This window comes from Streptomyces sp. NPDC059718 (assembly GCF_042733315.1).
GTDB lineage: Bacteria > Actinomycetota > Actinomycetes > Streptomycetales > Streptomycetaceae > Actinacidiphila.
On record NZ_JBHWGA010000001.1, the window covers coordinates 459,036 to 481,345 of the forward strand.

The window sequence follows — 22,310 nt, forward strand, 5'->3', positions numbered from 1 at the left end:
ACTGATCAGACAGATGTGTTCCGGAAGAGGTTGCATGCCGTTCACGATGAGTCATGCGTTGGCTGTGCTGCCGGGTCTGCGGCAGGACCGCGCCGGCACCGTACGGGGACGCGGCCCGCTCGTCGCGGCGGCCCTCGTCGCCGGCTCCTTCGCCCCCGACGTGCCCTACTTCGCCGATTCACTGGTGCGGGGCCTCTTCGGCTTCGGGCAGGTCACCCACGCCCCGCTGGGCGTCGTCCTCGTGGACCCGGTCATCGCCGCCGGGCTGGTGAGCGGTTGGGCGGTGCTGCGCGGCCCCCTCGTGGCCCTGCTGCCCGAGCACCGGCAGGCCGGGATCGCCGCCCTGGCGGGCGTCGGCGACCGCATGCGGCCCTCGCCGCGCTCGGTCGCCGCCTTCTGGGCGTCGGCCGTGGCCGGGGCGACCACCCACGTGGTCTGGGACGCCTTCACCCACCCCGGGCGGTGGGGCGTGCGCCTGCTGCCCGTGCTCGACCACGAGGTGCACGGCACGGCACTGCACAAGTACGTCCAGTACGGAAGCTCGGCCGTGGCGCTGGCCCTGCTGGGCTGGTACGGGCTGCGCGCCCTGAGGGCCGTGCCACGTCCGGCCGGAAAGCGCCCCTCCTCGGTGCCCCGGCTCTCGCGCCGGGCCCGGCGGCTCGCCCTGGCCGCCCTCGGCGTCACCACGGCCGCCGGAGCGGCCGTACGCGCGGAGCAGTGGTACGGGGCGACCGGCGACGCCGCCGGGATGATCCCGGCCGGCCTCTTCGGCGCCGGGGCGGGACTCGCCCTGGCCGCCGCGACCTGCGCCGGCGCGGTGCACCTCACGCACCGCGCCGCCCGCCGCGACGGCCCGGCGACCGGCGGTCAGTGGGCCGCCGACTCCCAGTCCGGACCGACGCCCACGGAGACGTCCAGCGGCGCCCGCAACGGGTAGGCGGCGGCCATCTCGCGGCGGACCAGCTCCTCCACCGCGGCCCGCTCGCCGGGGGCGACCTCGACCACGATTTCGTCGTGCACCTGCAGCAGCATCCGGGACCGCAGCCCCTCCCGCGCCAGCGCCGCGTCCACCTTCAGCATCGCGATCTTGACGATGTCGGCGGCCGAGCCCTGGATCGGCGCGTTGAGCGCCATCCGCTCGGCCATCTCGCGGCGCTGACGGTTGTCGCTGGTGAGGTCGGGAAGGTAACGGCGGCGGCCCATCAAGGTCTCGGTGTAGCCCGTGACCCGGGCCTCCTCCACCACCCGCTGCAGATAGTCCCGCACGCCGCCGAACCGCTCGAAGTACGTCTCCATCAGGCCGCGCGCCTCGGCCGCCTCGATGCCCAGTTGCTGCGACAGGCCGAAGGCCGACAGCCCGTACGCCAGCCCGTACGACATCGCCTTGATCTTGCGGCGCATCTCGGCGTCCACCTGCTCGGGCGGCACCGAGAAGACGTAGCTGCCGACCGTGGTGTGCAGGTCCTCGCCGGAGTCGAAGGCCGCGATCAGCCCCTCGTCCTCCGACAGGTGGGCCATCACCCGCAGTTCGATCTGGCTGTAGTCGGCGGTCAGCAGCGACTCGTAGCCCTCGCCGACCACGAAGCCGCGGCGGATCGCCCGGCCCTCGTCGGTGCGCACCGGCACGTTCTGCAGGTTGGGGTCGGTCGAGGACAGCCGGCCCGTGGCCGCCACGATCTGGCTGAACGTGGTGTGGATCCGCCCGTCGGGAGCGATCGTCTTGACCAGCCCCTCGACCGTCACCCGCAGCTTCGCCTGCTCCCGGTGACGCAGCATGATCACCGGCAGCTCGTGCTCGGTCTGCGCCGCCAGCCACGCCAGCGCGTCCGCGTCGGTGGTGTAACCCGTCTTGGTCTTCTTCGTCTTGGGCAGCCCCAGCTCGCCGAAGAGCACCTCCTGCAGCTGCTTGGGGGAGCCCAGGTTGAACTCGTGCCCGACCGCGGCGTGCGCCTCCTTCACCGCGAGCTGCACCTCGCCCGCGAACCGCTGCTCCAGGCGCTCCAGATGCTCACGGTCCGCCGCGATGCCCGCCCGCTCCATCCGCGCCAGCAGCGTCGAGGTCGGCAGCTCCACCTCGCGCAGCAGCCGCAGCGCGCCGTCCTGCTCCAGCCGCGCGGCGAACGCGTCGCCCAGGTCCAGCACGGTGCGCGCCTGCACCATCAGGGCGTCCGCCTCGGCCTCGTCGTCGGCGCCGAAGGCCAACTGGCCGTCCTCGCCGCCCGCGGGGGCCAGCTCCCGCCCCAGGTACTCCACCGACAGGTCGTCCAGCGCGAACGAGCGGCGGCCGGGCTTGACCAGGTACGCGGCCAGCGCCGTGCACATCGCGACCCCGTCCACGCTCCAGCCGTGCTCGGCGAAGACCCGCATCACGTTCTTGGCGTTGTGCAGCACCTTCGGCCGGGCGGCGTCCGCCAGCCACGCCGCGAAGGCCTGCTCGTCCTTCTCGTCCAGCGCCGCCGGGTCGAACCACGCCGCCGGGCCCTCCGCCGTCGCCAGCGCCACCTCGGACACGCTGCCCGCGCCCAGCGCCCACGCGTCGACCGTCGCCACGCCCAGCGGCCCGCCGGCGTGCTCCACCAGCCAGTCCGCCAGCTCGCCCGCGGCCAGAACGCGGCCCTCGACGGCCACACCGCCGGCGACCTCCGGCGTGCCCTGCTCCGCGGCACCCGGGTCGGCCGCGTACAGCCGCTCCCGGAAGTTGGGGTGGCGGAACTCCAGGGTGTCCAGCACCACGTCGAGCGCGTCCCGGTCGTACGCCTGCCGCGCCAGCTGCTCCGGCCTGCAGGGCAGCTCCACGTCCCGCACCAGCTCCGTCAGCCGGCGGTTCAGCTTCACCGACTCCAGGTGGGCGCGCAGGTTCTCGCCCGCCTTGCCCTTCACCTCCTCCGCGCGGTCCGCGAGCTCCGCGAACGAGCCGAACTGGGTGATCCACTTGGCGGCGGTCTTCTCCCCGACGCCCGGGATGCCGGGCAGGTTGTCCGACGGGTCGCCGCGCAGCGCCGCGAAGTCCGGGTACTGCGCGGGGGTCAGCCCGTACTTCTCCTCGACCTTCGCCGGGGTGAACCGGGTCAGCTCCGAGACGCCCTTCGTCGGGTACAGCACCGTGACGTGGTCCGAGACGAGCTGGAAGGAGTCGCGGTCGCCGGTGACGATCAGCACCTCGTACCCCAGCGCCTCCGCCTGCGTGGCCAGCGTGGCGATCACGTCGTCCGCCTCGTAACCCTCCGTGGCGAAGCGCTGCACCTTCATCGTGTCCAGCAGCTCGCCGATCAGCGTCACCTGGCTGCGGAACTCGTCCGGCGTCGCGGACCGGGTCGCCTTGTACTCCGGGAACTCCTCCAGACGCCACGTGCGCCGCGAGACGTCGAACGCCACCGCCAGATGCGTCGGCCGCTCGTCACGCAACGTGTTCGCCAGCATCGACGCGAAGCCGTACACCGCGTTCGTCGGCTGCCCGGTGGTGGTGTTGAAGTTCTCCACCGGCAGCGCGTAGAAGGCCCGGTACGCCAGCGAGTGCCCGTCCAGCAGGAGCAACCGGGGCCGCTCACCCCCCTGGGGTCCGGTGCCGGTCGCTGCGTTCGTCTTCTCTGCCTTGGCTGCCACGTCCCCGATCCTCCCACGCCCGACTGACACTGCCGGTCCGCCGCCTTGTCGTGGCAGGATCGAAGCCATGGCAGGCAAAGCACCCGCAGGCGACCCCGTCCAGGACGCACCCGAGGTCAGCGCCCCGCAGCACGCCGCTGCCGGGCTCCCGGCCATCGGGCACACCCTCCGCATCGCGCAGCAGCAGATGGGGGTGCGACGCACCGCGCTCACCCTCCTCAAGGTCAACCAGAAGGACGGCTTCGACTGCCCCGGCTGCGCCTGGCCCGAGCCCCAGCACCGGCACACCGCCGAGTTCTGCGAGAACGGCGCCAAGGCCGTCGCCGAGGAGGCCACCCTGCGCCGGGTCACCCCGGACTTCTTCGCCGCGCACCCCGTCGCCGACCTCGCCCGGCGCAGCGGCTACTGGCTGGGCCAGCAGGGCCGCCTCACCCAGCCCATGTACCTGCCGGACGGCGCCGACCACTACGAGCCCGTCCCCTGGGAACGCGCCTTCGAGATCGTCGCCGACGAGCTGAACGGCCTGACGGGTCCCGACGAGGCCGTGTTCTACACCTCGGGCCGCACCAGCAACGAGGCCGCCTTCCTCTACCAGCTCTTCGCCCGCGAGTTCGGCACCAACAACCTGCCCGACTGCTCCAACATGTGCCACGAGTCGTCGGGCTCCGCGCTCGCGCAGACCATAGGCATCGGCAAGGGCAGCGTCCTGCTCGAGGACCTCTACCGCGCCGACCTGATCATCGTCGCCGGGCAGAACCCCGGCACCAACCACCCCCGCATGCTCTCCGCCCTGGAGAAGGCGAAGGCGGGCGGCGCCAAGATCGTCACGGTCAACCCGCTGCCCGAGGCCGGCCTGCAGCGCTTCAAGAACCCGCAGACCCCCAAGGGCCTGGCCGGCGGCGGCACCGCGCTCGCCGACCTCTTCCTGCAGATCCGGCTCGGCGGCGACCAGGCCCTCTTCCGCGCCCTCAACAAGGCGCTCCTGGAGGCCGAGGACCAGGCGCCCGGCACCGTCCTGGACCAGGCCTTCATCGACGGGCACACCCACGGCTTCGAGGAGTGCGCCGCCGCCGCCCGCGCCACCGACCCCGAGGAGGTGCTGCGCGCCACCGGGCTGCCCCGGTCCGAGATCGACGAACTCCTCGCCATGGTGCTCGGCGCCAAGAGCGTCATCGTCTGCTGGGCCATGGGCCTCACCCAGCACAAGCACTCCGTGCCCACCATCAAGGAGGTCGTCAACTTCCTCCTCCTGCGCGGCAACATCGGCCGCCCCGGCGCCGGCGTGTGCCCCGTCCGCGGCCACAGCAACGTCCAGGGCGACCGCACCATGGGCATCTACGAGAAGCCCGCGCCCGCCTTCCTCGACGCCCTGGAGAAGGAGTTCGGCTTCGCCCCGCCCCGCGAGCACGGCCTGGACACCGTCGCCGCCATCCGCGCCCTGCGCGACGGCGACGCCAAGGTCTTCTTCGCCATGGGCGGCAACTTCGTCGCCGCCTCACCCGACACGGACGTCACCGAGGCCGCCATGCGCCGTGCCCGCCTCACCGTGCACGTGTCCACCAAGCTCAACCGCTCCCACGTGGTCACCGGCGCCCGCGCCCTGATCCTGCCCACCCTGGGCCGCACCGAGCGGGACGTCCAGGCCGCCGGCGAGCAGTTCGTCACCGTCGAGGACTCCATGGGCATGGTGCACGCCTCCCGCGGCGGCCTGGAGCCCGCGAGCCCCCTGCTGCTGTCCGAGCCGGCCATCGTCTGCCGCCTCGCCGCCGCCGTCCTCGGCCCGGACAGCCGCGTGCCCTGGCAGGAGCTCGAGGGCGACTACGACCGGATCCGCGACCGCATATCCCGCGTGATCCCCGGCTTCGACGACTTCAACGTCAAGGCGCGCCGCCCCGGCGGCTTCACCCTCCCGCACGCCCCGCGCGACTCCCGCAGCTTCCCCACCGCCACGGGGCTGGCCAACTTCACCGCCGCCCCCCTGGAGTACCCCCGGGTCCCCGAGGGCCGGCTGCTGCTGCAGACGCTGCGCTCGCACGACCAGTACAACACCACCATCTACGGCCTCGACGACCGCTACCGCGGCATCAAGGGCGGCCGCCGCGTCGTCCTGGTCCACCCCGACGACGCCGCCGCCCTCGGCTTCGCCGACGGTGCCTACACCGACCTCGTCAGCGAGTGGACGGACGGCACGGAACGCCGCGCCGAGGGCTTCCGGGTGGTCCACTACCCGACGGCCCGCGGCTGCGCCGCCGCCTACTACCCGGAGACCAACGTGCTGGTCCCGCTCGACCACACCGCCGACACCAGCAACACCCCGGCGTCCAAGTCCGTCGTCGTCCGGCTGGAACGGACCACCCCGCCCGGCGGTCCCCACTGACCGTCCGGTAGAAAACGGGCCAGTACACCGAACGACGACGATCGGAGCCACCGTCCATGGGCGAGCAGACCACGACCAGCCTTTTCTCCCCGGAGGTCATCGAGCAGTACGCCGGACTCGGCGTCGACCTGGTGGCGCTGTTCTCCGCCGGCGACCTCGGCTCCCGCATGGGCATCGAGATCGTCGAGGCGTCCGCGGAGCGCGTCGTGGGCACCATGCCCGTCGAGGGGAACACCCAGCCCTACGGGCTCCTCCACGGCGGCGCCTCCGCGGTCCTGGCGGAGACCATCGGCTCCATCGGCGCCATGCTGCACGGCGGCCCCGGCAAGCTCGCCGTCGGCGTCGACCTCAACTGCACCCACCACCGCGGCCTGCGCTCCGGCCGGGTGACCGGGGTCGCCACCCCTGTCCACCGCGGCCGTTCCTCCGCGACCTACGAGGTCGTCATCAGCGACGAGCAGGACCGCCGGGTCTGCTCAGCCCGCCTCACCTGCGCGCTGCGCCCGGCCACCCCGGCCACGCCGGGCACCGTCACCGCCTGACGCCCGCACGGGACGCACGAGGAGGGCGGCCCCCGGAATCCTCCGGGGGCCGCCCTCCTCGCCGTATGGCACGCCGTACGACGCCGGACGCTACGCCGCGCCCTCACCGAGGTACGCGGCACGCACGCGCGGGTCGGACAGCAGGGCCGAGGCGTCGTCCTCCATGACGATCGCGCCCGTCTCCAGCACGTAGCCGCGGTCGGCCAGCTGCAGCGCCTGCGAGGCGTTCTGCTCCACCAGCAGCACCGTGGTGCCCTGGTCGTTGATCTCCTTGATGATCTCGAAGATCTGCTGGACGATCAGCGGCGCCAGCCCCATCGACGGCTCGTCGAGCAGCAGCAGGTTCGGGCGGCCCATCAGGGCCCGGCCGATGGCCAGCATCTGCTGCTCACCGCCGGACAAGGTGCCCGCCAGCTGCGTACGCCGCTCCGCCAGGCGCGGGAAGAGCGTCAGCACACGGTCCAGGTCGTCCTTGGAGACGCCCTTGAACCGGTACGCGCCCATCTCCAGGTTCTCCAGCACCGTCATCACCGGGAAGACGCGGCGGCCCTCCGGCGACTGGCCGATGCCGAGCTCCACGACCTTGTGCGCGGGAACGCCGTCGATCCGCTCACCGCCGAGGCGCACCTCGCCGTGGCGGGGCTGCAGCAGACCGGAGATCGTGCGCAGGGTGGTCGTCTTGCCGGCGCCGTTCGCGCCGAGCAGCGCCACGACCTCACCCTGCCGGACCGTCACGTTGATGCCCTTGAGCGCCTGGATCGCGCCGTAGAACACCTGCAGGTCGACCAGCTCCAGCATCGCCGGGGCCTGGGCGACGGAACCGTCCGTCGCCTTCTCGAAGTTGGCGGCCTCGGTCATCGGCCCTCCTCCTCGGACTCACGCGGTGCGGGGACTTCCGGAGCGTCGGCCGCGTGGTGCGACTCGACGATCTCCACCATCTCCGCGACGGCCTCCACGGCCTCCTCGTCGGCAGAACCCAGGTACGCCTCGATCACCGCGGGATCGCGCTGCACCTCCTCGGGCAGACCCTCGGCGATCACCTTGCCGAAGTTCAGCACCATGACGCGGTCCGCGACCGACATCACGAGCTTCATGTCGTGCTCGATCAGCAGCACGCTGACGCCCAGGTCCTGGTTGATCCGGCGGATCAGCTGCTCCAGCTCCAGCTTCTCCGTCGGGTTCGTACCGGCCGCCGGCTCGTCCAGCAGCAGCACCTTCGGGTCGGTCGCCAGCGCCCGCGCGATCTCCAGACGCCGCTGGTCACCGTAGGAGAGGCTGGCTGCCAGCTCGTTGTGCTTGCCCGACAGGCCCACGTACGACAGCAGCTCCTGCGCCCGCTCGTCGCTGGCCTTCTCGTCCCGGCGCGCCCACGGCAGGCCCAGCATGATCGAGATCGCTCCCGACTTCTGCCGCGACTCCGCCGCGATCTTGACGTTCTCCAGCGCCGTCAGGGCGCTGAAGAGCCGGATGTTCTGGTAGGTCCGGGCGACACCGTAACGGTTCACCAGGTACGGCTTGGCGCCGAGCAGCTTGTGCTCGGAACCGCCCTCCGCGTGGAAGGTGATCGCGCCCTCCTGCGGGACGTACACGCCCGTCAGGGAGTTGAACAGCGAGGTCTTGCCCGCGCCGTTCGGGCCGATCACCGCGAGGATCTCGCCCCGCCGCATCGTCAGGTTGACGTCCGACAGGCTGGTGAGACCGCCGAACCGCAGCGTCACGCCACGGGCCTGCAGCACCGCATCGCCGGTCTGCGCGGGCTGCACGCCCGCTTCCTCCACCGCGTTCACGACTTCACGCCTCCCGTCGGCTCGGTCATCGCATCGGCGTCACCGATGCCCGCCTCCGCCATGTGCAGCTCACGCTGCCTGCGGCGGGAGGGGATCACACCCTGCGGACGGAAGATCATCATGATGACGAGCAGCGCACCCAGGTAGATGAAGCGGTCCTGCTCCGGCACCAAGTCACGCAGCGCGTTCGGCAGCCACACCAGCAGCGCGGCACCGAACAGCACGCCCGCGATGGAGCCCATGCCGCCGAACACCACGTACGCCAGCGCGAGCACCGACAGCACGATGGTGAAGTTCTCCGGGTTGATGAAGCCGACCTTGCTGGAGTAGACGACGCCCGCCAGACCCGAGGTCGACGCGCCGATCGCGAAGGCCAGCAGCTTGTACCGGACGGTGTTGATGCCCGTCGCGGAGGCGGCCACCTCGTCCTCCCGGATCGCCGTCCAGGTGCGGCCGATCCGCGAGTGCTCCAGGCGGTTGTACAGGAAGATCAGCACCACCAGGAAGAACAGCAGCAGGTACCAGTACGGCAGCGGGTCCAGCGTCCAGTCGTAGTTGATCGGACCGATGTGGATCGACGGGTGCGGGATGCCGATGACACCGCGCGAACCGTTAGTGAAGCCGTCCGAGTTCTTCGCGACCAGGTACACGATCTCGTGGAAGCCCAGCGTCACGATCGCGAGGTAGTCACCGCGCAGCCGCAGCGTCGGGGCACCCAGCAGCACACCGGCGATCAGACAGGTGACGATGGCGAACGGGATCGACTCCAGCGCGCCCACCGTGAACGGCGGCTTCACCGGCATGTGGCCGGTCCAGAAGGCGCAGGAGTACGCGCCGATCGCGTAGAAGGCGATGAAGCCCAGGTCCAGCAGACCCGCCCAGCCGACCACCACGTTCAGACCGACCGCGATGATCATGAAGATCCCCATCTGCGTGACGAGGACCTCCTGCCAGAACAGGCTGGTGTTGGCCGGGATGACGATCGCCAGCACCAGGACGACCACCAGTCCGCCCAGCCGCAGCCAGCCGTTGGACCGGAACATCGCCCGCGTCGGCTCCAGCGACTTGCCGACACCCTGCGCACCCTGCCGGGCCGCGTCGCGCACCGGAGCGCCGAACTCCACCAGCGCCCACACGCCCACCATGATGGCCAGGCAGATCCACAGCCGCGCCGACTGGAAGGCGCCGGTGAACGCCGACAGCCTCTCCGCCGGGTTGCCGTCCTCGCCCGTCATCAGCGCCAGGATGAAGCCCAGCACCAGCATGCCGAGCAGCCGCGTCCAGCGGGGCTGCTGGTACCAGGCCTTGCGGCGCAGTTTCGCCACGTCCACCGAGAAGGACTTGGCAGCGGTCGCGTTGCTCATGCCGACCTCCCCAGACGCTCGCCCATGATGCCCGTCGGACGGAACAGCAGCACCAGGATCAGGATCACGAACGCGGTCACGTCGATCCACTGGGTGCCGAAGAGCGGGGAGCTCAGGTTCTCGACGATGCCCAGCAGCAGACCGCCCAGCATCGCACCACGGATGTTGCCGATACCGCCCAGCACCGCCGCCGCGAAGGCCTTGATGCCCGGCAGGAAGCCCACCGTGAACCAGACCTGGCCGGAGATGCCGAAGCCGTACAGGAAGCCGGCCGCGCCACCCAGCAGACCGCCGATGATGAACGTACGAGAGATGATCTTGTCGATGTCGACGCCCATCAGACCCGCCGTCTCGGCGTCCTGCGCCACGGCCCGGATGCCCGCACCCATCTTCGTGCGGTTGACCACCAGGTCCAGACCGATCATCATCGCGACCGCGGAACCGATGATGATCAGCTGCGTGATCTTCACCGGGGTGCCGAAGACGCTGAAGACCTCACCGTTGGTGTACAGCTCCGGCATCGGCACGGGGTTGCGGCCCCACAGCTTGCCCGCCAGGTTGTACAGGAAGAACGACGCGCCGATGGCGCTGATCAGGAAGACCAGCTTGGGGGCGTTGCGCTTGCGGAGCGGCTTGTACGCCGCCTTCTCCAGCCCGAACGCGGTCAGCGCTCCGACCAGGGCGCCGGCGATCATGCCGACGATCACCCACACGACGGAGTTGAACCCGTGCGGGGACTGCGGGGCGAGCTCGGAGAGCACGACGAGCGAACCGAAGCCGCCCATCATGAAGACCTCGCTGTGCGCGAAGTTGATGAGCTGGAGCACGCCGTAGACCAGGGTGTACCCGATCGCTATGACGGCGTACATGGAACCCGTCGTCAAGCCTGGGATGAAGTAGTCCCAGAAGTTGTGGAAGAGATTCATCGTGCGTGGGAATCCTTGCTGAAGCCGGTGAAGGGCGGCGAAAACGCGTCCGACACAGCGATGGGGAGCGCGGGGCAGCGGCCGGAATCCGTGCCGCGCCCCACGCCCCCCACCTCAGGTGTCAGTTGCCGGGTCAGCTGGCGCTGAGGGTGGCCACGTCACCCAGGTAGCCGATCTTGCCGTCGGCGACCTGGTACAGGTACACGTTCTTGGTCTTCAGCTCACCCTTGTCGTCGAAGGCGAACTCCTTGGTCAGGCCCTTGTAGTTGACGCCCTTCAGAGCCGCCAGCAGCTTGTCGCGCGTGACGTCCTTACCGAGCTTCTTCATCTCGGAGATGATCAGGTTCGCGATGTCGTACGACTCGGCCGAGTAGGTGCCCGGAGGCGTGTTGAACTTCGCGGTGTACGCCTCGGTGAACGCCTTGGTGCTCTCGTTCTTCGTGGCGTCGGTGCACGGGCAGGTCAGGAACCACTTCTCGGACGCGGCGCCGGCCAGCTCGACGAACTTCGCGTCGTTGGAGCCGTCACCCGAGACGCCGATGCCCTTGAAGCCGCCGTCGGCCAGCTTCTTGGCGAACGGGGCCAGGTCCGCGTAGTAACCCGCGTAGATGAGCGCGTCGGCCTTGGAGTTGACGACCTTCGTCGCGGCGGCGGTGTAGTCCGGGGTCTTCGCCGGGACGGAGTCCGTCTCCACCGTGACGCCCGCGGCCTTCAGGCTGTCGATCGCGACCTTCGCCAGACCGACGCCGTACTCGCTCTTGTCGTCGATGACGAAGACCTTCTTGGCCTTCTCGTGCTTCGAGAGGTACTCGGCCATGCCGGCACCCTGCTCGTTGTCGTTCGGCGCACCGCGCAGGAACGAGGAGAAGCCCTGGTTCGTCAGGTCCGGGTTGGTCGCCGACGGCGTCACCGCGGCGAGCTGCGCCTGGGCGTACAGACCGCCCGCGGCCTTCGTCGGACCGGAGAACGCGGGGCCGACGACGGCGACGACGCTGGTGTCACCGATCAGCTTCTGGGCCGCAGCGGGCGACTGGTCCGGCAGGCCCTGGTCGTCGCCGTCCACGACCTTCAGCGTGAAGGGCAGGTCGCCCTTCTTGTTGGCCTCTTCCACGGCCAGCTTCAGACCGTTGTCCTCGTTGATGCCCAGCGCGCTGTTGTCACCCGACAGCGGACCCTGGAAGCCGATGGAGAACGTCGGCTTGCCGCCGCCACTGCTGCTGTCGTCCTTGTCGCCACCGCATGCGGTGAGCGCGAGAGCGCCAACTGCCACCGGGATGGCAAGCTTGACGAGCTTCTTGTTGAGCACTACGACCCCCTGGAGCCGCTCAATGAGATTACGAGTCGGCGGGCCGTAGGCCCTCCGGATTGCGACCGCGTGAACGCCACGCGGGTTGGCGGGAATGTAATCCGCTGATCAGGCACTCAGATAGGCCGTCGGAAGATATGTGATCGGACGGTGACCTCGGTCATGTGCCGGAAACAGAACGGTCCTTACCGGTAACCGGACGACCCGTGGGGGAGAGATGGAAGCAAAGGTCCGATTTGGTGGCCTTGTGCGGCGGTTGGCCCGCCGGCCCGCCCTGACGGCCCTGGCCGCAGCGCTCGCCGGAGCCACGGTAGCGGCCCTCGCCGCCGCCGCGATATGGCCCACCCCTTCCCCACCCCGGACCGGCCAACCCCTCCGTCAGCTCGAAATCCCCCTCGACGCACCGGCCGTCCACGCGGGGAACCTCGAATTCCGCGCCCTCGCCCTGCGTTGCGGCATCGCCGTCATCATCGGCACCCACGCCGAACACCCCGCCAAAGGCCGCCTGTGCCGCATCCGCGTCACCGTCACCGTCGACGACTCCGTCAGCGCACGCCTCGACAACGACCTCCACCGGCTCGTCCTCACCGACGGCAGCCGGCACACCATGGACTGGGAGGCCATGCAGATCAAGCGCCAGCCCCTCACGATCGACATCGGCGCCCACGACAGCGCCACGTACGACCTGTGGTTCGACATCCCCCGCGACACCGCCGTCGACCACCTCGCCGTCACCAACGACAAAGGGATGCCCACGGCGGACATCCCCCTGCCACAGCGCGACTGGCCCGACCGCGCGGCCTGACCCGGTCCGCGGCCGACGCTACTTGGCGGCGCCGTCCACCTCGTCCAGCACGGCCTGCGCCACCGCCTGCATCGTCATGCGACGGTCCATCGACGTCTTCTGGATCCACCGGAACGCGGCCGGCTCCGTCAGCCCGTACTTCGTCTGCAGGACGCTCTTCGCCCGGTCCACCAGCTTCCGCGTCTCCAGCCGCAGGCTCAGGTCCGCGACCTCCGCCTCCAGCGCCCGCAGCTCCGTGAACCGCGACACGGCCATCTCGATCGCCGGGACGACGTCGCTCTTGCTGAAGGGCTTGACCAGGTACGCCATGGCGCCCGCGTCCCGGGCCCGCTCCACCAGCTCGCGCTGCGAGAAGGCGGTCAGCATCAGCACCGGCGCGATCTTCTCCTTGGCGATCCGCTCCGCGGCCGAGATCCCGTCCAGCACGGGCATCTTCACGTCCAGGATCACCAGGTCCGGCCGCAGCTCCTCGGCGAGCTTCACGGCCGTCTCGCCGTCACCCGCCTCACCGACGACGGAGTAGCCCTCCTCCTCGAGCATCTCTTTCAGGTCGAGCCTGATCAGAGCCTCGTCCTCGGCGATCACCACACGGGTGGTCAGCGGCGGTACGTGCGACTGCTCGTCAACGGGCTCGGCGGCGCTCACGGGACTCCTCGTTCCAGGGCAGGTGCTGCCCCAAGAGCCTACCTATCTCCGGTATGTTTAGGACACGGAGGGTATACGCTAGCCTTCGCTTCAAAGGAAGCCCCGGTAGCCCAGCGGTAGAGGCAATGGTCTCAAACACCATATAGCGTGGGTTCGAATCCCACCCGGGGTACTCCACCTTCAAATTCAAGGCGTTTATCACTCAGGGTGATCTTCACTGAGTCGAGTGAGCGGCACGGGATTTCCGGTCACGCGTGGCGGGAATCACGCCAAAGTCGTTCACATGTACGACCTGGAAACCCGCCGCCGGGCCCTCGCGCTCCTCACCGAAGGCCGGAGCCTCAACTCCGTGAGCCGGATGACCGGCGTGTCCCGTTCCGCCATCCGCGACTGGCGCACCCGCATCGAACCCAGGCGAAGCGGCACCGACTGCACCGGCCGCGCATCCGGCCCCGCCTACGCCTACCTGCTCGGCCTCTACCTCGGCGACGGCTGCATCAGCCCCCAGCCGCACGGCGGCCACGCCCTGCGCATCGCCTGCGGCGACGCCTGGCCCGGACTGATCGACGCGTGCGAGCAGGCCATGAGGGACGTCCGGCCCGGGAACTCCGTGTGCCGCGTCCACACCCAGGGCTGCACCATGGTCACGTCCTACAGCGACCACTGGCCCTGCCTCTTCCCCCAGCACGGACCCGGCAGGAAGCACGAGCGCCGCATCGCGCTGGAGCCCTGGCAGCAGGCCGTCGTCGACGAACGGCCCTGGGACTTCGTGCGCGGGCTCATCCATTCCGATGGGAGCCGGGTCGTCAACCGGACCACCCGGACCGTGGCCGGCGGCACCAGGAGCTACGAGTACCCGCGCTACTTCTTCACCAACAGGTCCGACGACATCCGGCGCCTGTGCACCGACACGCTCGACGCCCTCGGCGTCGCCTGGAGGCAGGCCAACGCCTGCAACATCTCCGTCGCCCGCCGGGAGGCCGTCGCGCTCATGGACCGGTTCGTCGGCCCGAAGCATTGAGGCGGGCGTTGGTGTGCCGGGTGGCGACCGCCGTGGTGGGGTCCTCGGGCCAGGGGTGCTTGGGGTAGCGGCCGCGGAGTTCCGCGCGCACCGCGCGGTAGCCGTCGCGCCAGAAGGAGGCGAGGTCGGCGGTGACGGCGGCGGGGCGTCCCGCGGGGGAGAGCAGGTGGACGAGGAGGGGGACGCGGCCGCCGGCGATGCGGGGGGTGGCGGTCCAGCCGAAGAGTTCCTGGAGCTTGGCGGCGAGGACGGGGCGATCCTCGTCGTAGGAGACGCGGACCTTGGAGCCGGAGGGGATCTCCATGCGTTCCGGGGCGAGTTCGTCGAGGCGGGCGGCGTCGCCGGTGGCCCAGGGCAGGAGGCGGCCCAGGGCGGTGGCGGCGTCGGCACGGGCGAGGTCGGCGCGGCGGCGGGCGGTGGCGAGTTCGGGGGCGAGCCAGTCGTCCGCGCGGGAGAGCAGGGCCTCGTCGGAGACGTCGGGCCAGGGGGCGCCGATCTCGCGGTGGAGGAAGGCCAGGCGCCGGCGCAGGGTGTCGGCGTCGCGGGTCCACTTCAGCAGGCGGGGTCCTTCGCGGCGGAGGCCGTCGAGGAGCGCGGTGCGCAGCTGTGCGGGGTCGGGGTCGGTCAGGGGCCGGGTGGTGAGGGTGATCGCGCCGAGGCGGGCGGCGTGGTGGGCGGTGACGTCGCCGTCGGCCCAGGTGACCTCGTCGGTCCCGGTGAGCAGGGGCGCGGCGGCGGTGCGGGCGGTGTCCTCGTCGATGACGGCGGCGAGGCGTACGCGGGCGGCGGGGGAGCCGGCGGGGCGGTCGGCGACGGCGACGGCGAGCCACTGGGGGGTGCCGAGGCGGGTGCCGTCGGCGAGGTCGGCGGCGGTGCCGGAGGCCATCAGGTAGCCGGTCCCCGTGCCCGTGCCGCTGCCGCTGCCGCCCGTGCCAGCGCGGCGGCGGGCGACGCGCTCGGGGAAGGCGAGTGCGGTGAGGAGGCCGGCGGCGGTGTCGTCGGTGAGCGCGGTGGCGGGGTGGTCGGGGGCCGCGGCGGCGAGGCGGCGGGCCTCGCGGCGCCAGCGGTCGGCGTGGGCGTCGTGGGCGCGGCGGGTGGTGCGCCAGGCGGCGGCGAGGTCGTCGCCGCGCTCGCGCGGGGGCTGTTCGGACAGGAGGGCGACGATGTCGGCGGCGCGGCGGGTGCCGGTGCGGGGGGCGCCGTCGAGGAGGGCGCGGGCGAGGCGGGGGTGGAGGCCGATGCGGGCCATGCGGTCGCCGCGGTCGGTGGTGCGGCCGTCGGGGCGGAGGGCTCCGATGGCGGTGAGGACGTCGTGGGCGGCGGCGAGGGCGCCGGGCGGGGGCGGGTCGAGGAGGGCGAGTCCGGAGGCGTCGGGGTCGCCCCACGCGGCGGCCTGGAGGGCGAAGGGGGTGAGGTCGGCGATGGCGATCTCGGGGGAGGGGAAGCGGGGCCGGGCGGTGTCCTCGGCCTCGCTCCAGCAGCGGTAGGCGGTGCCGGGGGCTTCGCGTCCGGCGCGTCCGGCGCGCTGGGCGGCGGTGGCGAGGGAGGCCCGCACGGTGGTGAGGGAGCCGAGTCCGCGGGCGTGGTCGGTCCGGGGTTCGCGGGCGAGGCCGGAGTCGACGACGACGCGTACGCCGGGGACGGTGAGGCTGGATTCGGCGACGGAGGTGGAGAGTACGACGCGGCGCCGGGTGCCGTCGCCGCCGCGGAGCACGGCGTCCTGGACGGCGGCGGGTGCCTGGCCGTGGAGTTGGAGGACGTCGGCGCCGGCGTCGCCGAGCATCCCGGCGACGCGGGCGATCTCGCCGGTGCCGGGGAGGAAGCACAGGACGTCGCCGTCGCTGGTGCGCAGCGCGGTGCGGACGGTGGCGGCGACGTGGTCGAGGAAGGCGGGGTCGACGCGCATGCCGTGCGGCGGCCGGATGCCGTGCGGCGGGGGTGCGTGGGTGACGGTGACGGGGTGGAGGCGGCCTTCGGCGTGGACGACGGGTGCGTCGCCGAGCAGCCGGGACCAGGCGTCGGCGTCGGTGGTGGCGGAGGCCGCGACGATGCGCAGGTCGGGGCGGAGGGCGGCGCGCACGTCGAGCAGGAAGGCCATGGCGGTGTCGGCGTCGAGGTGGCGTTCGTGGCACTCGTCGAGGAGGACGGTGGTGGTGCCGGGGAGTTCCTGGTCGCGCTGGAGCCGCTGGAGCAGGACGCCGGTGGTGACGACCTCGACGACGGTGCCGGGGGAGACCTTGCGGTCGCCGCGCACGGTGTGTCCGACGCGGCCGCCGGTCTCCTCGCCGAGGAGCCAGGCCATGCGGCGGGCGGCGGCCTTGGCGGCCATGCGGCGTGGTTCGGCGACGACGACGGTCCGGGCGGGGCGGCCGTCGTCGAGGAGCCCGGCGAGGGCGAGCGGGACGAGGGTGGTCTTGCCGGTGCCGGGCGGGGCGGCGAGGACGGCGCAGCCGTGGCTGTGGAGGGCGTCGTGGAGGGCGGGCAGGGCGGTGCGCACCGGGAGGGCGGCGAGGGCGTCCTCGCGCAGGTCCGCGGGGCGGGGGGTCACGGGGCGACGCAGACGAAGATCGCGGTGCCGGGGATGATCCTGCCGCGCAGCGGGGACCAGCCGCCCCATTCGGCGGTGTTCCAGGCGGGCCATTCGGGTTCGACGAGGTCGACGAGGTGGAAGCCGGCGGCGGCGAGTTCGCGGACGCGGTCGCCGAGGGTGCGGTGGTGTTCGACGTAGACGGCGTGTCCGCTCTCGTCCTGTTCGACGTAGGGGGTGCGGTCGAAGTAGGGGGCGGAGGCGGTGAGTCCGTCGGGGCCGGGTTCGTCGGGGAAGGCCCAGCGGATGGGGTGGGTGACGGAGAAGACCCAGCGGCCGCCGGGGCGCAGGACGCGCCGGACCTCGCGCATGACGTGGGCGGTGTCGGCGATGAAGGGGAGGGCGCCGTAGGCGGAGCAGGCGTGGTCGAAGGAGGCGTCGGCGAAGGGGAGGGCGCCGGCGTCGGCCTGGACGAGGGGGAAGGGGCTGTGGCCGTCGTCGATGCGGCGGGCGTGCTGGAGCTGGCGGTGGGAGAGGTCGAGGGCGACGGGCCGGGCGCCGTGCGCGGCGAGCCAGCGGGAGCACTGGGCGGCGCCGGCGCCGATCTCCAGGACGGACGCGCCCTTCAGTCCGGTGGCGGGTCCGAGGAGGTGGAGCTCGTCCTCGGTTGCTCCTTCCGGGCCCCAGACGAAATCTCCGTCGCCGAGGAAGTCTCCGTGGTCGTTCTGGTACTCGTCGGCGTTGCGGTCCCACCATCCGCGGTTGGCTCGGCTGCTCTCCGTGACGCCTGCGACACGGCGCGTGGCCTCGGGTTCTTCGGGGGCGGGCCGGGGGGCCGGTGCTTGGATCATCGCGCTGCTCGTCGTACCCTCTGTGGTGACCTGTGGCTGCGGTGCCGCCGCAACACGTCTATGTGCCAGTGCCCGGTACGGGGTGTTACGCCCGTGGTGCGCTCTTCGTGCATTGACCGTGCCCGGCTGCCCCCGTATGCTACAAGTTGCGCTGCGAGCCTGCGCGCCTCGGACGGAGCAGGCTGCGCTCACATCTGTTGTAAACCTCTCGGCCTCTGGGCTGTCCGGAATCGGCAGGAGCGAAACGGGCTTACGGCGTAGCAGTACCTACGACTTCATGTCCGTACCGGAGCCCTTTTCCTAATGACGAGCAGCACCGAGGCCCAGGCCCCTCGTACCACCCCGCAGGTGGCGGTCAACGACATCGGTTCCGAGGAAGCCTTCCTCGCCGCGATCGACGAGACGATCAAGTACTTCAACGACGGCGACATCGTCGACGGCGTCATCGTGAAGGTCGACCGGGACGAGGTCCTGCTCGACATCGGTTACAAGACCGAGGGTGTCATCCCCTCGCGCGAGCTTTCGATCAAGCACGACGTCGACCCCAACGAGGTCGTCGCCGTGGGCGACGAGATCGAGGCCCTGGTCCTCCAGAAGGAGGACAAGGAGGGCCGTCTGATCCTGTCCAAGAAGCGCGCTCAGTACGAGCGTGCCTGGGGCACGATCGAGAAGATCAAGGAAGAGGACGGGATCGTCACCGGTACCGTCATCGAGGTCGTCAAGGGTGGTCTCATCCTCGACATCGGCCTCCGTGGCTTCCTCCCCGCCTCGCTGGTCGAGATGCGCCGTGTCCGCGACCTCCAGCCGTACGTCGGCAAGGAGCTCGAGGCCAAGATCATCGAGCTGGACAAGAACCGCAACAACGTGGTCCTGTCCCGCCGTGCCTGGCTGGAGCAGACCCAGAGCGAGGTCCGTCAGACCTTCCTCACCACCCTCCAGAAGGGTCAGGTGCGCTCCGGCGTCGTCTCCTCCATCGTCAACTTCGGTGCCTTCGTGGACCTGGGTGGCGTGGACGGCCTGGTGCACGTGTCGGAGCTGTCCTGGAAGCACATCGACCACCCCTCCGAGGTCGTCGAGGTCGGCCAGGAGGTCACGGTCGAGGTCCTGGACGTCGACATGGACCGCGAGCGTGTCTCCCTGTCGCTGAAGGCGACCCAGGAAGACCCGTGGCAGCAGTTCGCCCGCACCCACCAGATCGGCCAGGTCGTGCCCGGAAAGGTCACGAAGCTGGTGCCGTTCGGTGCGTTCGTCCGCGTGGACGAGGGCATCGAGGGTCTGGTCCACATCTCCGAGCTGGCCGAGCGCCACGTGGAGATCCCGGAGCAGGTCGTCCAGGTCAACGACGAGATCTTCGTCAAGGTCATCGACATCGACCTCGAGCGCCGTCGCATCAGCCTCTCGCTGAAGCAGGCCAACGAGTCCTTCGGTGCCGACCCGGCCTCGGTCGAGTTCGACCCGACCCTGTACGGCATGGCCGCGTCCTACGACGACCAGGGCAACTACATCTACCCCGAGGGCTTCGACCCCGAGGCCAACGACTGGCTCGAGGGCTACGAGACCCAGCGCGAGGCGTGGGAGCACCAGTACGCCGAGGCGCAGTCCCGCTTCGAGCAGCACCAGGCCCAGGTCATCAAGTCCCGCGAGGCCGATGCCGAGGCTGCGGCCCAGGCCGGCGAGGCGGCTCCGGCCGGCCCGACCGGTGGCTCGTACTCCTCGGAGTCCGGCGACCAGTCCGGCGCGCTCGCGTCGGACGAGGCGCTGGCCGCGCTCCGCGAGAAGCTGGCCGGCGGCCAGAGCTGATCGCAGGGCGTATCGCCCATGCACCACGGAAGGACCCGCTCTCCCCTGGAGGGCGGGTCCTTCCGCGTTGCCGGGTCCGGGTGGGAATGCGCGGGCTGTGCGGTCCGTTGCACTCAGAGTTGACGAAGACCGAAGGAAGGGTGCGCAGTGCTGGATCCGCAGGGGCTGTACGCATACGAGCCGGGCGGGGCAGAGGCGGTCGACGAGGCGTTCGGTGAGACCGGACCCGTGCTGCTGTACCACTTCGACGGGTACATCGACGCCGGGGAGACCGGCGCGCAGGTCGTCGAGGAGCTGCTGGAGCGGCAGGAGCACCAGGTGGTGGCGCGTTTCGACGCGGACCGCCTGGTGGACTACCGCGCGCGCCGTCCGTTGATGACCTTCAAGCGGGACCGCTGGACGGCGTACGACGCGCCGGAGATCGCGTTGCGGCTGGTCCGTGACAGTACGGGCAGCCCCTTCCTGCTGCTGTCGGGCCAGGAGCCGGACATCGAGTGGGAGCGTTTCGCCGCCGCGGTGGTGCAGGTCGTGGAGCGGCTGGGGGTGCGGCTGGCGATCAACTTCCACGGCATCCCCATGGGCGTGCCGCACACCCGTCCGGTGGGGCTGACGCCGCACGGCAACCGGCTGGACCTGGTGCCGGGGCACCGCAGCTGGTTCGACGAGGCGCAGGTGCCGGGCAGCGCGGAGTCGCTGGTCGAGTTCCGGCTGGCGGAGGCGGGCCGTGATGTGCTGGGCCTGGCCACCCACGTACCCCACTACCTGGCGCGTTCGGGTTACCCGGACTCCGCGCTGACGGTGGTGGAGACGCTGACGGCCGCCACCGGACTGGTGCTTCCGCAGGTGGCGCACGCGCTGCGGATGGAGGCGCACACGGTGCGTGCCGAGATCGACCGGCAGGTCGCCGACGGCGACGCGGAGCTGGTCGCGGTGGTGCAGGGCCTGGAGAACCAGTACGACGCGCTGGCGGGCGGCGGCAGCCGGCAGAACCTGATCGCCGAGCCGGTCGAGCTGCCGTCGGCGGACGACCTGGCGGCAGAGTTCGAGCGCTTCCTGGCCGACCGCGAGGACGACGGCTCCTGACCCGGATCGTGGGCGTGCGGGGGCACCGGTAGTCTCGCGCCATGGTCAAAGTGGGGTTGACGGGCGGGATCGGGGCGGGCAAGAGCGAGGTGTCGCGGCTGCTGGCCTCGTACGGGGCGGTGCTGGTCGACGCCGACCGGATCGCGCGCGAGGTGGTGGAGCCGGGCACACCCGGGCTGGCGGCGGTGGTCGCCGAGTTCGGCGAGGGGGTGCTGGCCGCCGGCGGCGCCCTGGACCGGCCGAAGCTGGGCGCGATCGTCTTCTCCGACCCCGAGCGGCTGCGGGCGCTGAACGCCATCGTCCACCCCCTGGTCCGGGACCGTTCGGCGGCGCTGGAGCAGGCGGCCGGCCCGGATGCGGTCGTCGTGCACGACGTGCCGCTGCTGGCGGAGAACGCCCTGGCACCGCTCTATGACGTGGTCGTGGTGGTGGACGCCGCGCCGGAGACCCAGCTGGACCGGCTGGTGCGGCTGCGCGGCATGGCCGCGGAGGACGCCCGGGCCCGGATGGCGGCCCAGGCCACCCGGGAACAGCGGCTGGCGGTCGCCGACGTCGTGATCGACAACGACGGACCGCTGGAGGCGCTGGAGCCCCAGGTCCGGCAGGTGTGGGAGCAGTTGCGTCAAAAGATCGTCAAGAGCTGATCCGGAATCCCCTCCGCGGACGTCTGTGCAGCAGTAGCGTCGCTCCACCGCGGACAGAGGGGGCTGGGATGGAAGCCGTGTCGGCAGCGATCGGGATCGCCGTCGTGGTGCTGGGACTGGGTGGTCTCAAGAGCAGTTTCCGGGTGATCAAGCAGTACGAGCGGGGTGTGGTCTACCGCTTCGGGCGGGTGCGGCCGCACGCCAAGCAGCCCGGACCGCGTCTGCTGGTACCGCTGGCGGACCGGATGACCAAGGTCAACATGCAGGTGGTGACCATGCCGGTGCCCTCGCAGGAGGGCATCACCCGGGACAACGTCTCGGTCCGGGTGGACGCCGTGCTGTACTTCCGGGTCATCGACCCGATCAAGGCCACGGTGGACGTGCAGAACTACCAGTTCGCCATGTTGCAGGTGGCGCAGACCTCGCTGCGCTCGGTGATCGGCAAGAGCGAGCTGGACGACCTGCTGTCGGGGCGCGAGGCGATGAACGAGGGCCTGGAGCTGATGCTGGCCACACCGGCCGTCGAGTGGGGCATCCACATCGACCGCGTGGAGATCAAGGACGTGGCCCTGCCGGAGTCGATGAAGCGGTCGATGGCGCGGCAGGCCGAGGCCGACCGCGAGCGCCGGGCGCGCATCATCACCGCCGACGGCGAACTGCAGGCCTCGCAGAAGCTCGCGCAGGCCGCGGCCGCGATGGACGGCACGCCGGCGGCGATGCAGCTGCGCCTGCTGCAGACGGTCGTGGAGGTGGCCGCGGAGAAGAACTCGACGCTGGTCATGCCGTTCCCGGTGGAGATGCTGCGCTTCTTCGAGCGGGCGGCGGGAAGCGAACGCCCGGCCGCGGAACCGGCCCCCGTTCCCGCCCCGGCACCCGACCCCGCCGCGGCTGTGGAGCCGGCGCGGCCCGTCGCCGAGGTCGACGGCGCGGCGCCGGCGGCCCTGGAGGCGCCGAAGGGCCCGGCCGGGCCCGCGGTGCCGGCGGAACGGCGCCCGGCCGACGAGGAGGCGTGAGCGACCGCCGGGCTGT

Annotated in this window: 18 protein-coding genes and 1 tRNA gene; 10 read left to right on the forward strand and 9 right to left on the reverse strand. The window is 71.3% G+C overall.

What is annotated here, in order from left to right:
• Positions 1-46: 46 nt before the first annotated feature.
• The gene (locus ACFV3E_RS02145; protein WP_500532951.1) at positions 47-937 is read left to right on the forward strand and encodes a DUF4184 family protein; all 891 of its coding nucleotides are present in this window, start codon (positions 47-49) and stop codon (positions 935-937) included.
• Here ACFV3E_RS02145 and polA read toward each other — a convergent pair.
• Positions 868-3,603 carry a DNA polymerase I gene (polA, locus tag ACFV3E_RS02150; protein ID WP_500532952.1) on the reverse strand — a complete coding sequence of 912 codons (2,736 nt, stop codon included), beginning with the start codon at positions 3,601-3,603 and terminating at the stop codon, positions 868-870. The two genes, ACFV3E_RS02145 and polA, sit on opposite strands and share 70 nt — an antisense overlap.
• A gap of 67 nt (positions 3,604-3,670) precedes the next feature.
• On the opposite strand from polA, the gene ACFV3E_RS02155 reads away from it, so the two are divergent.
• The gene (locus ACFV3E_RS02155; protein WP_500532953.1) at positions 3,671-5,980 is read left to right on the forward strand and encodes an FdhF/YdeP family oxidoreductase; all 2,310 of its coding nucleotides are present in this window, start codon (positions 3,671-3,673) and stop codon (positions 5,978-5,980) included.
• Between the two features lie 56 nt (positions 5,981-6,036).
• Positions 6,037-6,522, forward strand: coding sequence for a PaaI family thioesterase (locus ACFV3E_RS02160; protein ID WP_499511273.1), 486 nt, complete (start codon positions 6,037-6,039; stop codon positions 6,520-6,522).
• 90 nt (positions 6,523-6,612) lie between these two features.
• Here the strand turns inward: ACFV3E_RS02160 and ACFV3E_RS02165 are convergent, their stop codons facing one another.
• The 5 genes from ACFV3E_RS02165 to ACFV3E_RS02185 form a co-directional block, all read right to left on the reverse strand.
• On the reverse strand, positions 6,613-7,380 hold the full coding sequence (locus ACFV3E_RS02165) for an ABC transporter ATP-binding protein (protein WP_499511272.1): 768 nt from the start codon (positions 7,378-7,380) through the stop codon (positions 6,613-6,615).
• A complete protein-coding gene (locus ACFV3E_RS02170; RefSeq protein WP_500532954.1) occupies positions 7,377-8,309 on the reverse strand; it encodes an ABC transporter ATP-binding protein in 933 nt (310 codons plus the stop codon). The genes ACFV3E_RS02165 and ACFV3E_RS02170 overlap by 4 nt, the downstream gene beginning before the upstream one ends.
• Complete coding sequence (locus ACFV3E_RS02175; RefSeq protein WP_499511270.1) at positions 8,306-9,673, reverse strand: branched-chain amino acid ABC transporter permease; 1,368 nt, start codon at positions 9,671-9,673, stop codon at positions 8,306-8,308. The genes ACFV3E_RS02170 and ACFV3E_RS02175 overlap by 4 nt, the downstream gene beginning before the upstream one ends.
• A complete protein-coding gene (locus ACFV3E_RS02180) occupies positions 9,670-10,599 on the reverse strand; it encodes a branched-chain amino acid ABC transporter permease (protein WP_500532955.1) in 930 nt (309 codons plus the stop codon). Before ACFV3E_RS02180 ends, ACFV3E_RS02175 begins: the two co-directional genes overlap by 4 nt.
• A 133-nt stretch (positions 10,600-10,732) precedes the next feature.
• Entirely contained in the window at positions 10,733-11,905 is a 1,173-nt protein-coding gene (locus ACFV3E_RS02185; protein WP_500337959.1) for a branched-chain amino acid ABC transporter substrate-binding protein, read from the reverse strand.
• A 247-nt stretch (positions 11,906-12,152) separates the two neighbouring features.
• Between ACFV3E_RS02185 and ACFV3E_RS02190 the strand changes: the two genes are divergently transcribed.
• Positions 12,153-12,710 (forward strand): DUF4352 domain-containing protein, encoded by a 558-nt coding sequence (locus ACFV3E_RS02190; RefSeq protein ID WP_500370163.1) that lies wholly within the window; start codon positions 12,153-12,155, stop codon positions 12,708-12,710.
• An 18-nt stretch (positions 12,711-12,728) separates the two neighbouring features.
• On the opposite strand, the gene ACFV3E_RS02195 is transcribed toward ACFV3E_RS02190, so the two are convergent.
• Positions 12,729-13,355, reverse strand: a complete 627-nt coding sequence (locus tag ACFV3E_RS02195; RefSeq protein WP_499511266.1) for an ANTAR domain-containing response regulator — start codon at positions 13,353-13,355, stop codon at positions 12,729-12,731.
• 99 nt (positions 13,356-13,454) lie between these two features.
• Between ACFV3E_RS02195 and ACFV3E_RS02200 the strand changes: the two genes are divergently transcribed.
• Positions 13,455-13,527, forward strand: a tRNA-Leu gene (locus ACFV3E_RS02200).
• Positions 13,528-13,638: 111 nt separating this feature from the next.
• Positions 13,639-14,376, forward strand: a complete 738-nt coding sequence (locus tag ACFV3E_RS02205) for a hypothetical protein (protein WP_500532956.1) — start codon at positions 13,639-13,641, stop codon at positions 14,374-14,376.
• Here the strand turns inward: ACFV3E_RS02205 and hrpB are convergent.
• Together hrpB and ACFV3E_RS02215 are read right to left on the reverse strand one after the other, a co-directional pair.
• On the reverse strand, positions 14,345-17,017 hold the full coding sequence (hrpB, locus tag ACFV3E_RS02210) for an ATP-dependent helicase HrpB (protein ID WP_500532957.1): 2,673 nt from the start codon (positions 17,015-17,017) through the stop codon (positions 14,345-14,347). The genes ACFV3E_RS02205 and hrpB overlap by 32 nt on opposite strands.
• Positions 16,921-17,754: a class I SAM-dependent methyltransferase gene (locus ACFV3E_RS02215; RefSeq protein WP_500532958.1), complete on the reverse strand. Its 834-nt coding sequence runs from the start codon at positions 17,752-17,754 to the stop codon at positions 16,921-16,923. The genes hrpB and ACFV3E_RS02215 overlap by 97 nt, the downstream gene beginning before the upstream one ends.
• 303 nt (positions 17,755-18,057) lie before the next feature.
• Between ACFV3E_RS02215 and rpsA the strand changes: the two genes are divergently transcribed.
• From rpsA to ACFV3E_RS02235, 4 genes are all read left to right on the forward strand, one after another.
• A complete protein-coding gene (gene rpsA, locus ACFV3E_RS02220; RefSeq protein WP_500532959.1) occupies positions 18,058-19,554 on the forward strand; it encodes a 30S ribosomal protein S1 in 1,497 nt (498 codons plus the stop codon).
• Between the two features lie 147 nt (positions 19,555-19,701).
• Positions 19,702-20,637, forward strand: coding sequence for a PAC2 family protein (locus tag ACFV3E_RS02225; protein WP_500370167.1), 936 nt, complete (start codon positions 19,702-19,704; stop codon positions 20,635-20,637).
• A 41-nt stretch (positions 20,638-20,678) separates the two neighbouring features.
• Positions 20,679-21,281 (forward strand): dephospho-CoA kinase, encoded by a 603-nt coding sequence (gene coaE, locus ACFV3E_RS02230; protein ID WP_500532960.1) that lies wholly within the window; start codon positions 20,679-20,681, stop codon positions 21,279-21,281.
• 68 nt (positions 21,282-21,349) lie between these two features.
• A complete protein-coding gene (locus ACFV3E_RS02235; RefSeq protein WP_500532961.1) occupies positions 21,350-22,294 on the forward strand; it encodes a slipin family protein in 945 nt (314 codons plus the stop codon).
• Positions 22,295-22,310 lie beyond the last annotated feature (16 nt).

What these genes read in the sequence shown, in the direction of transcription:
- ACFV3E_RS02145 (WP_500532951.1), top strand. Translation starts at nt 47, where the DNA reads ATGAGTCATGCGTTGGCTGTGCTGCCGGGTCTGCGGCAGGACCGCGCC.
- ACFV3E_RS02155 (WP_500532953.1), top strand. Translation starts at nt 3,671, where the DNA reads ATGGCAGGCAAAGCACCCGCAGGCGACCCCGTCCAGGACGCACCCGAG.
- ACFV3E_RS02160 (WP_499511273.1), top strand. Translation starts at nt 6,037, where the DNA reads ATGGGCGAGCAGACCACGACCAGCCTTTTCTCCCCGGAGGTCATCGAG.
- ACFV3E_RS02165 (WP_499511272.1), bottom strand. Translation starts at nt 7,380, where the DNA reads ATGACCGAGGCCGCCAACTTCGAGAAGGCGACGGACGGTTCCGTCGCC.
- ACFV3E_RS02175 (WP_499511270.1), bottom strand. Translation starts at nt 9,673, where the DNA reads ATGAGCAACGCGACCGCTGCCAAGTCCTTCTCGGTGGACGTGGCGAAA.
- ACFV3E_RS02180 (WP_500532955.1), bottom strand. Translation starts at nt 10,599, where the DNA reads ATGAATCTCTTCCACAACTTCTGGGACTACTTCATCCCAGGCTTGACG.
- ACFV3E_RS02205 (WP_500532956.1), top strand. Translation starts at nt 13,639, where the DNA reads ATGTACGACCTGGAAACCCGCCGCCGGGCCCTCGCGCTCCTCACCGAA.
- hrpB (WP_500532957.1), bottom strand. Translation starts at nt 17,017, where the DNA reads ATGGCCCGCCTGGAACACCGCCGAATGGGGCGGCTGGTCCCCGCTGCG.
- ACFV3E_RS02215 (WP_500532958.1), bottom strand. Translation starts at nt 17,754, where the DNA reads ATGATCCAAGCACCGGCCCCCCGGCCCGCCCCCGAAGAACCCGAGGCC.
- rpsA (WP_500532959.1), top strand. Translation starts at nt 18,058, where the DNA reads ATGACGAGCAGCACCGAGGCCCAGGCCCCTCGTACCACCCCGCAGGTG.
- coaE (WP_500532960.1), top strand. Translation starts at nt 20,679, where the DNA reads ATGGTCAAAGTGGGGTTGACGGGCGGGATCGGGGCGGGCAAGAGCGAG.
- ACFV3E_RS02235 (WP_500532961.1), top strand. Translation starts at nt 21,350, where the DNA reads ATGGAAGCCGTGTCGGCAGCGATCGGGATCGCCGTCGTGGTGCTGGGA.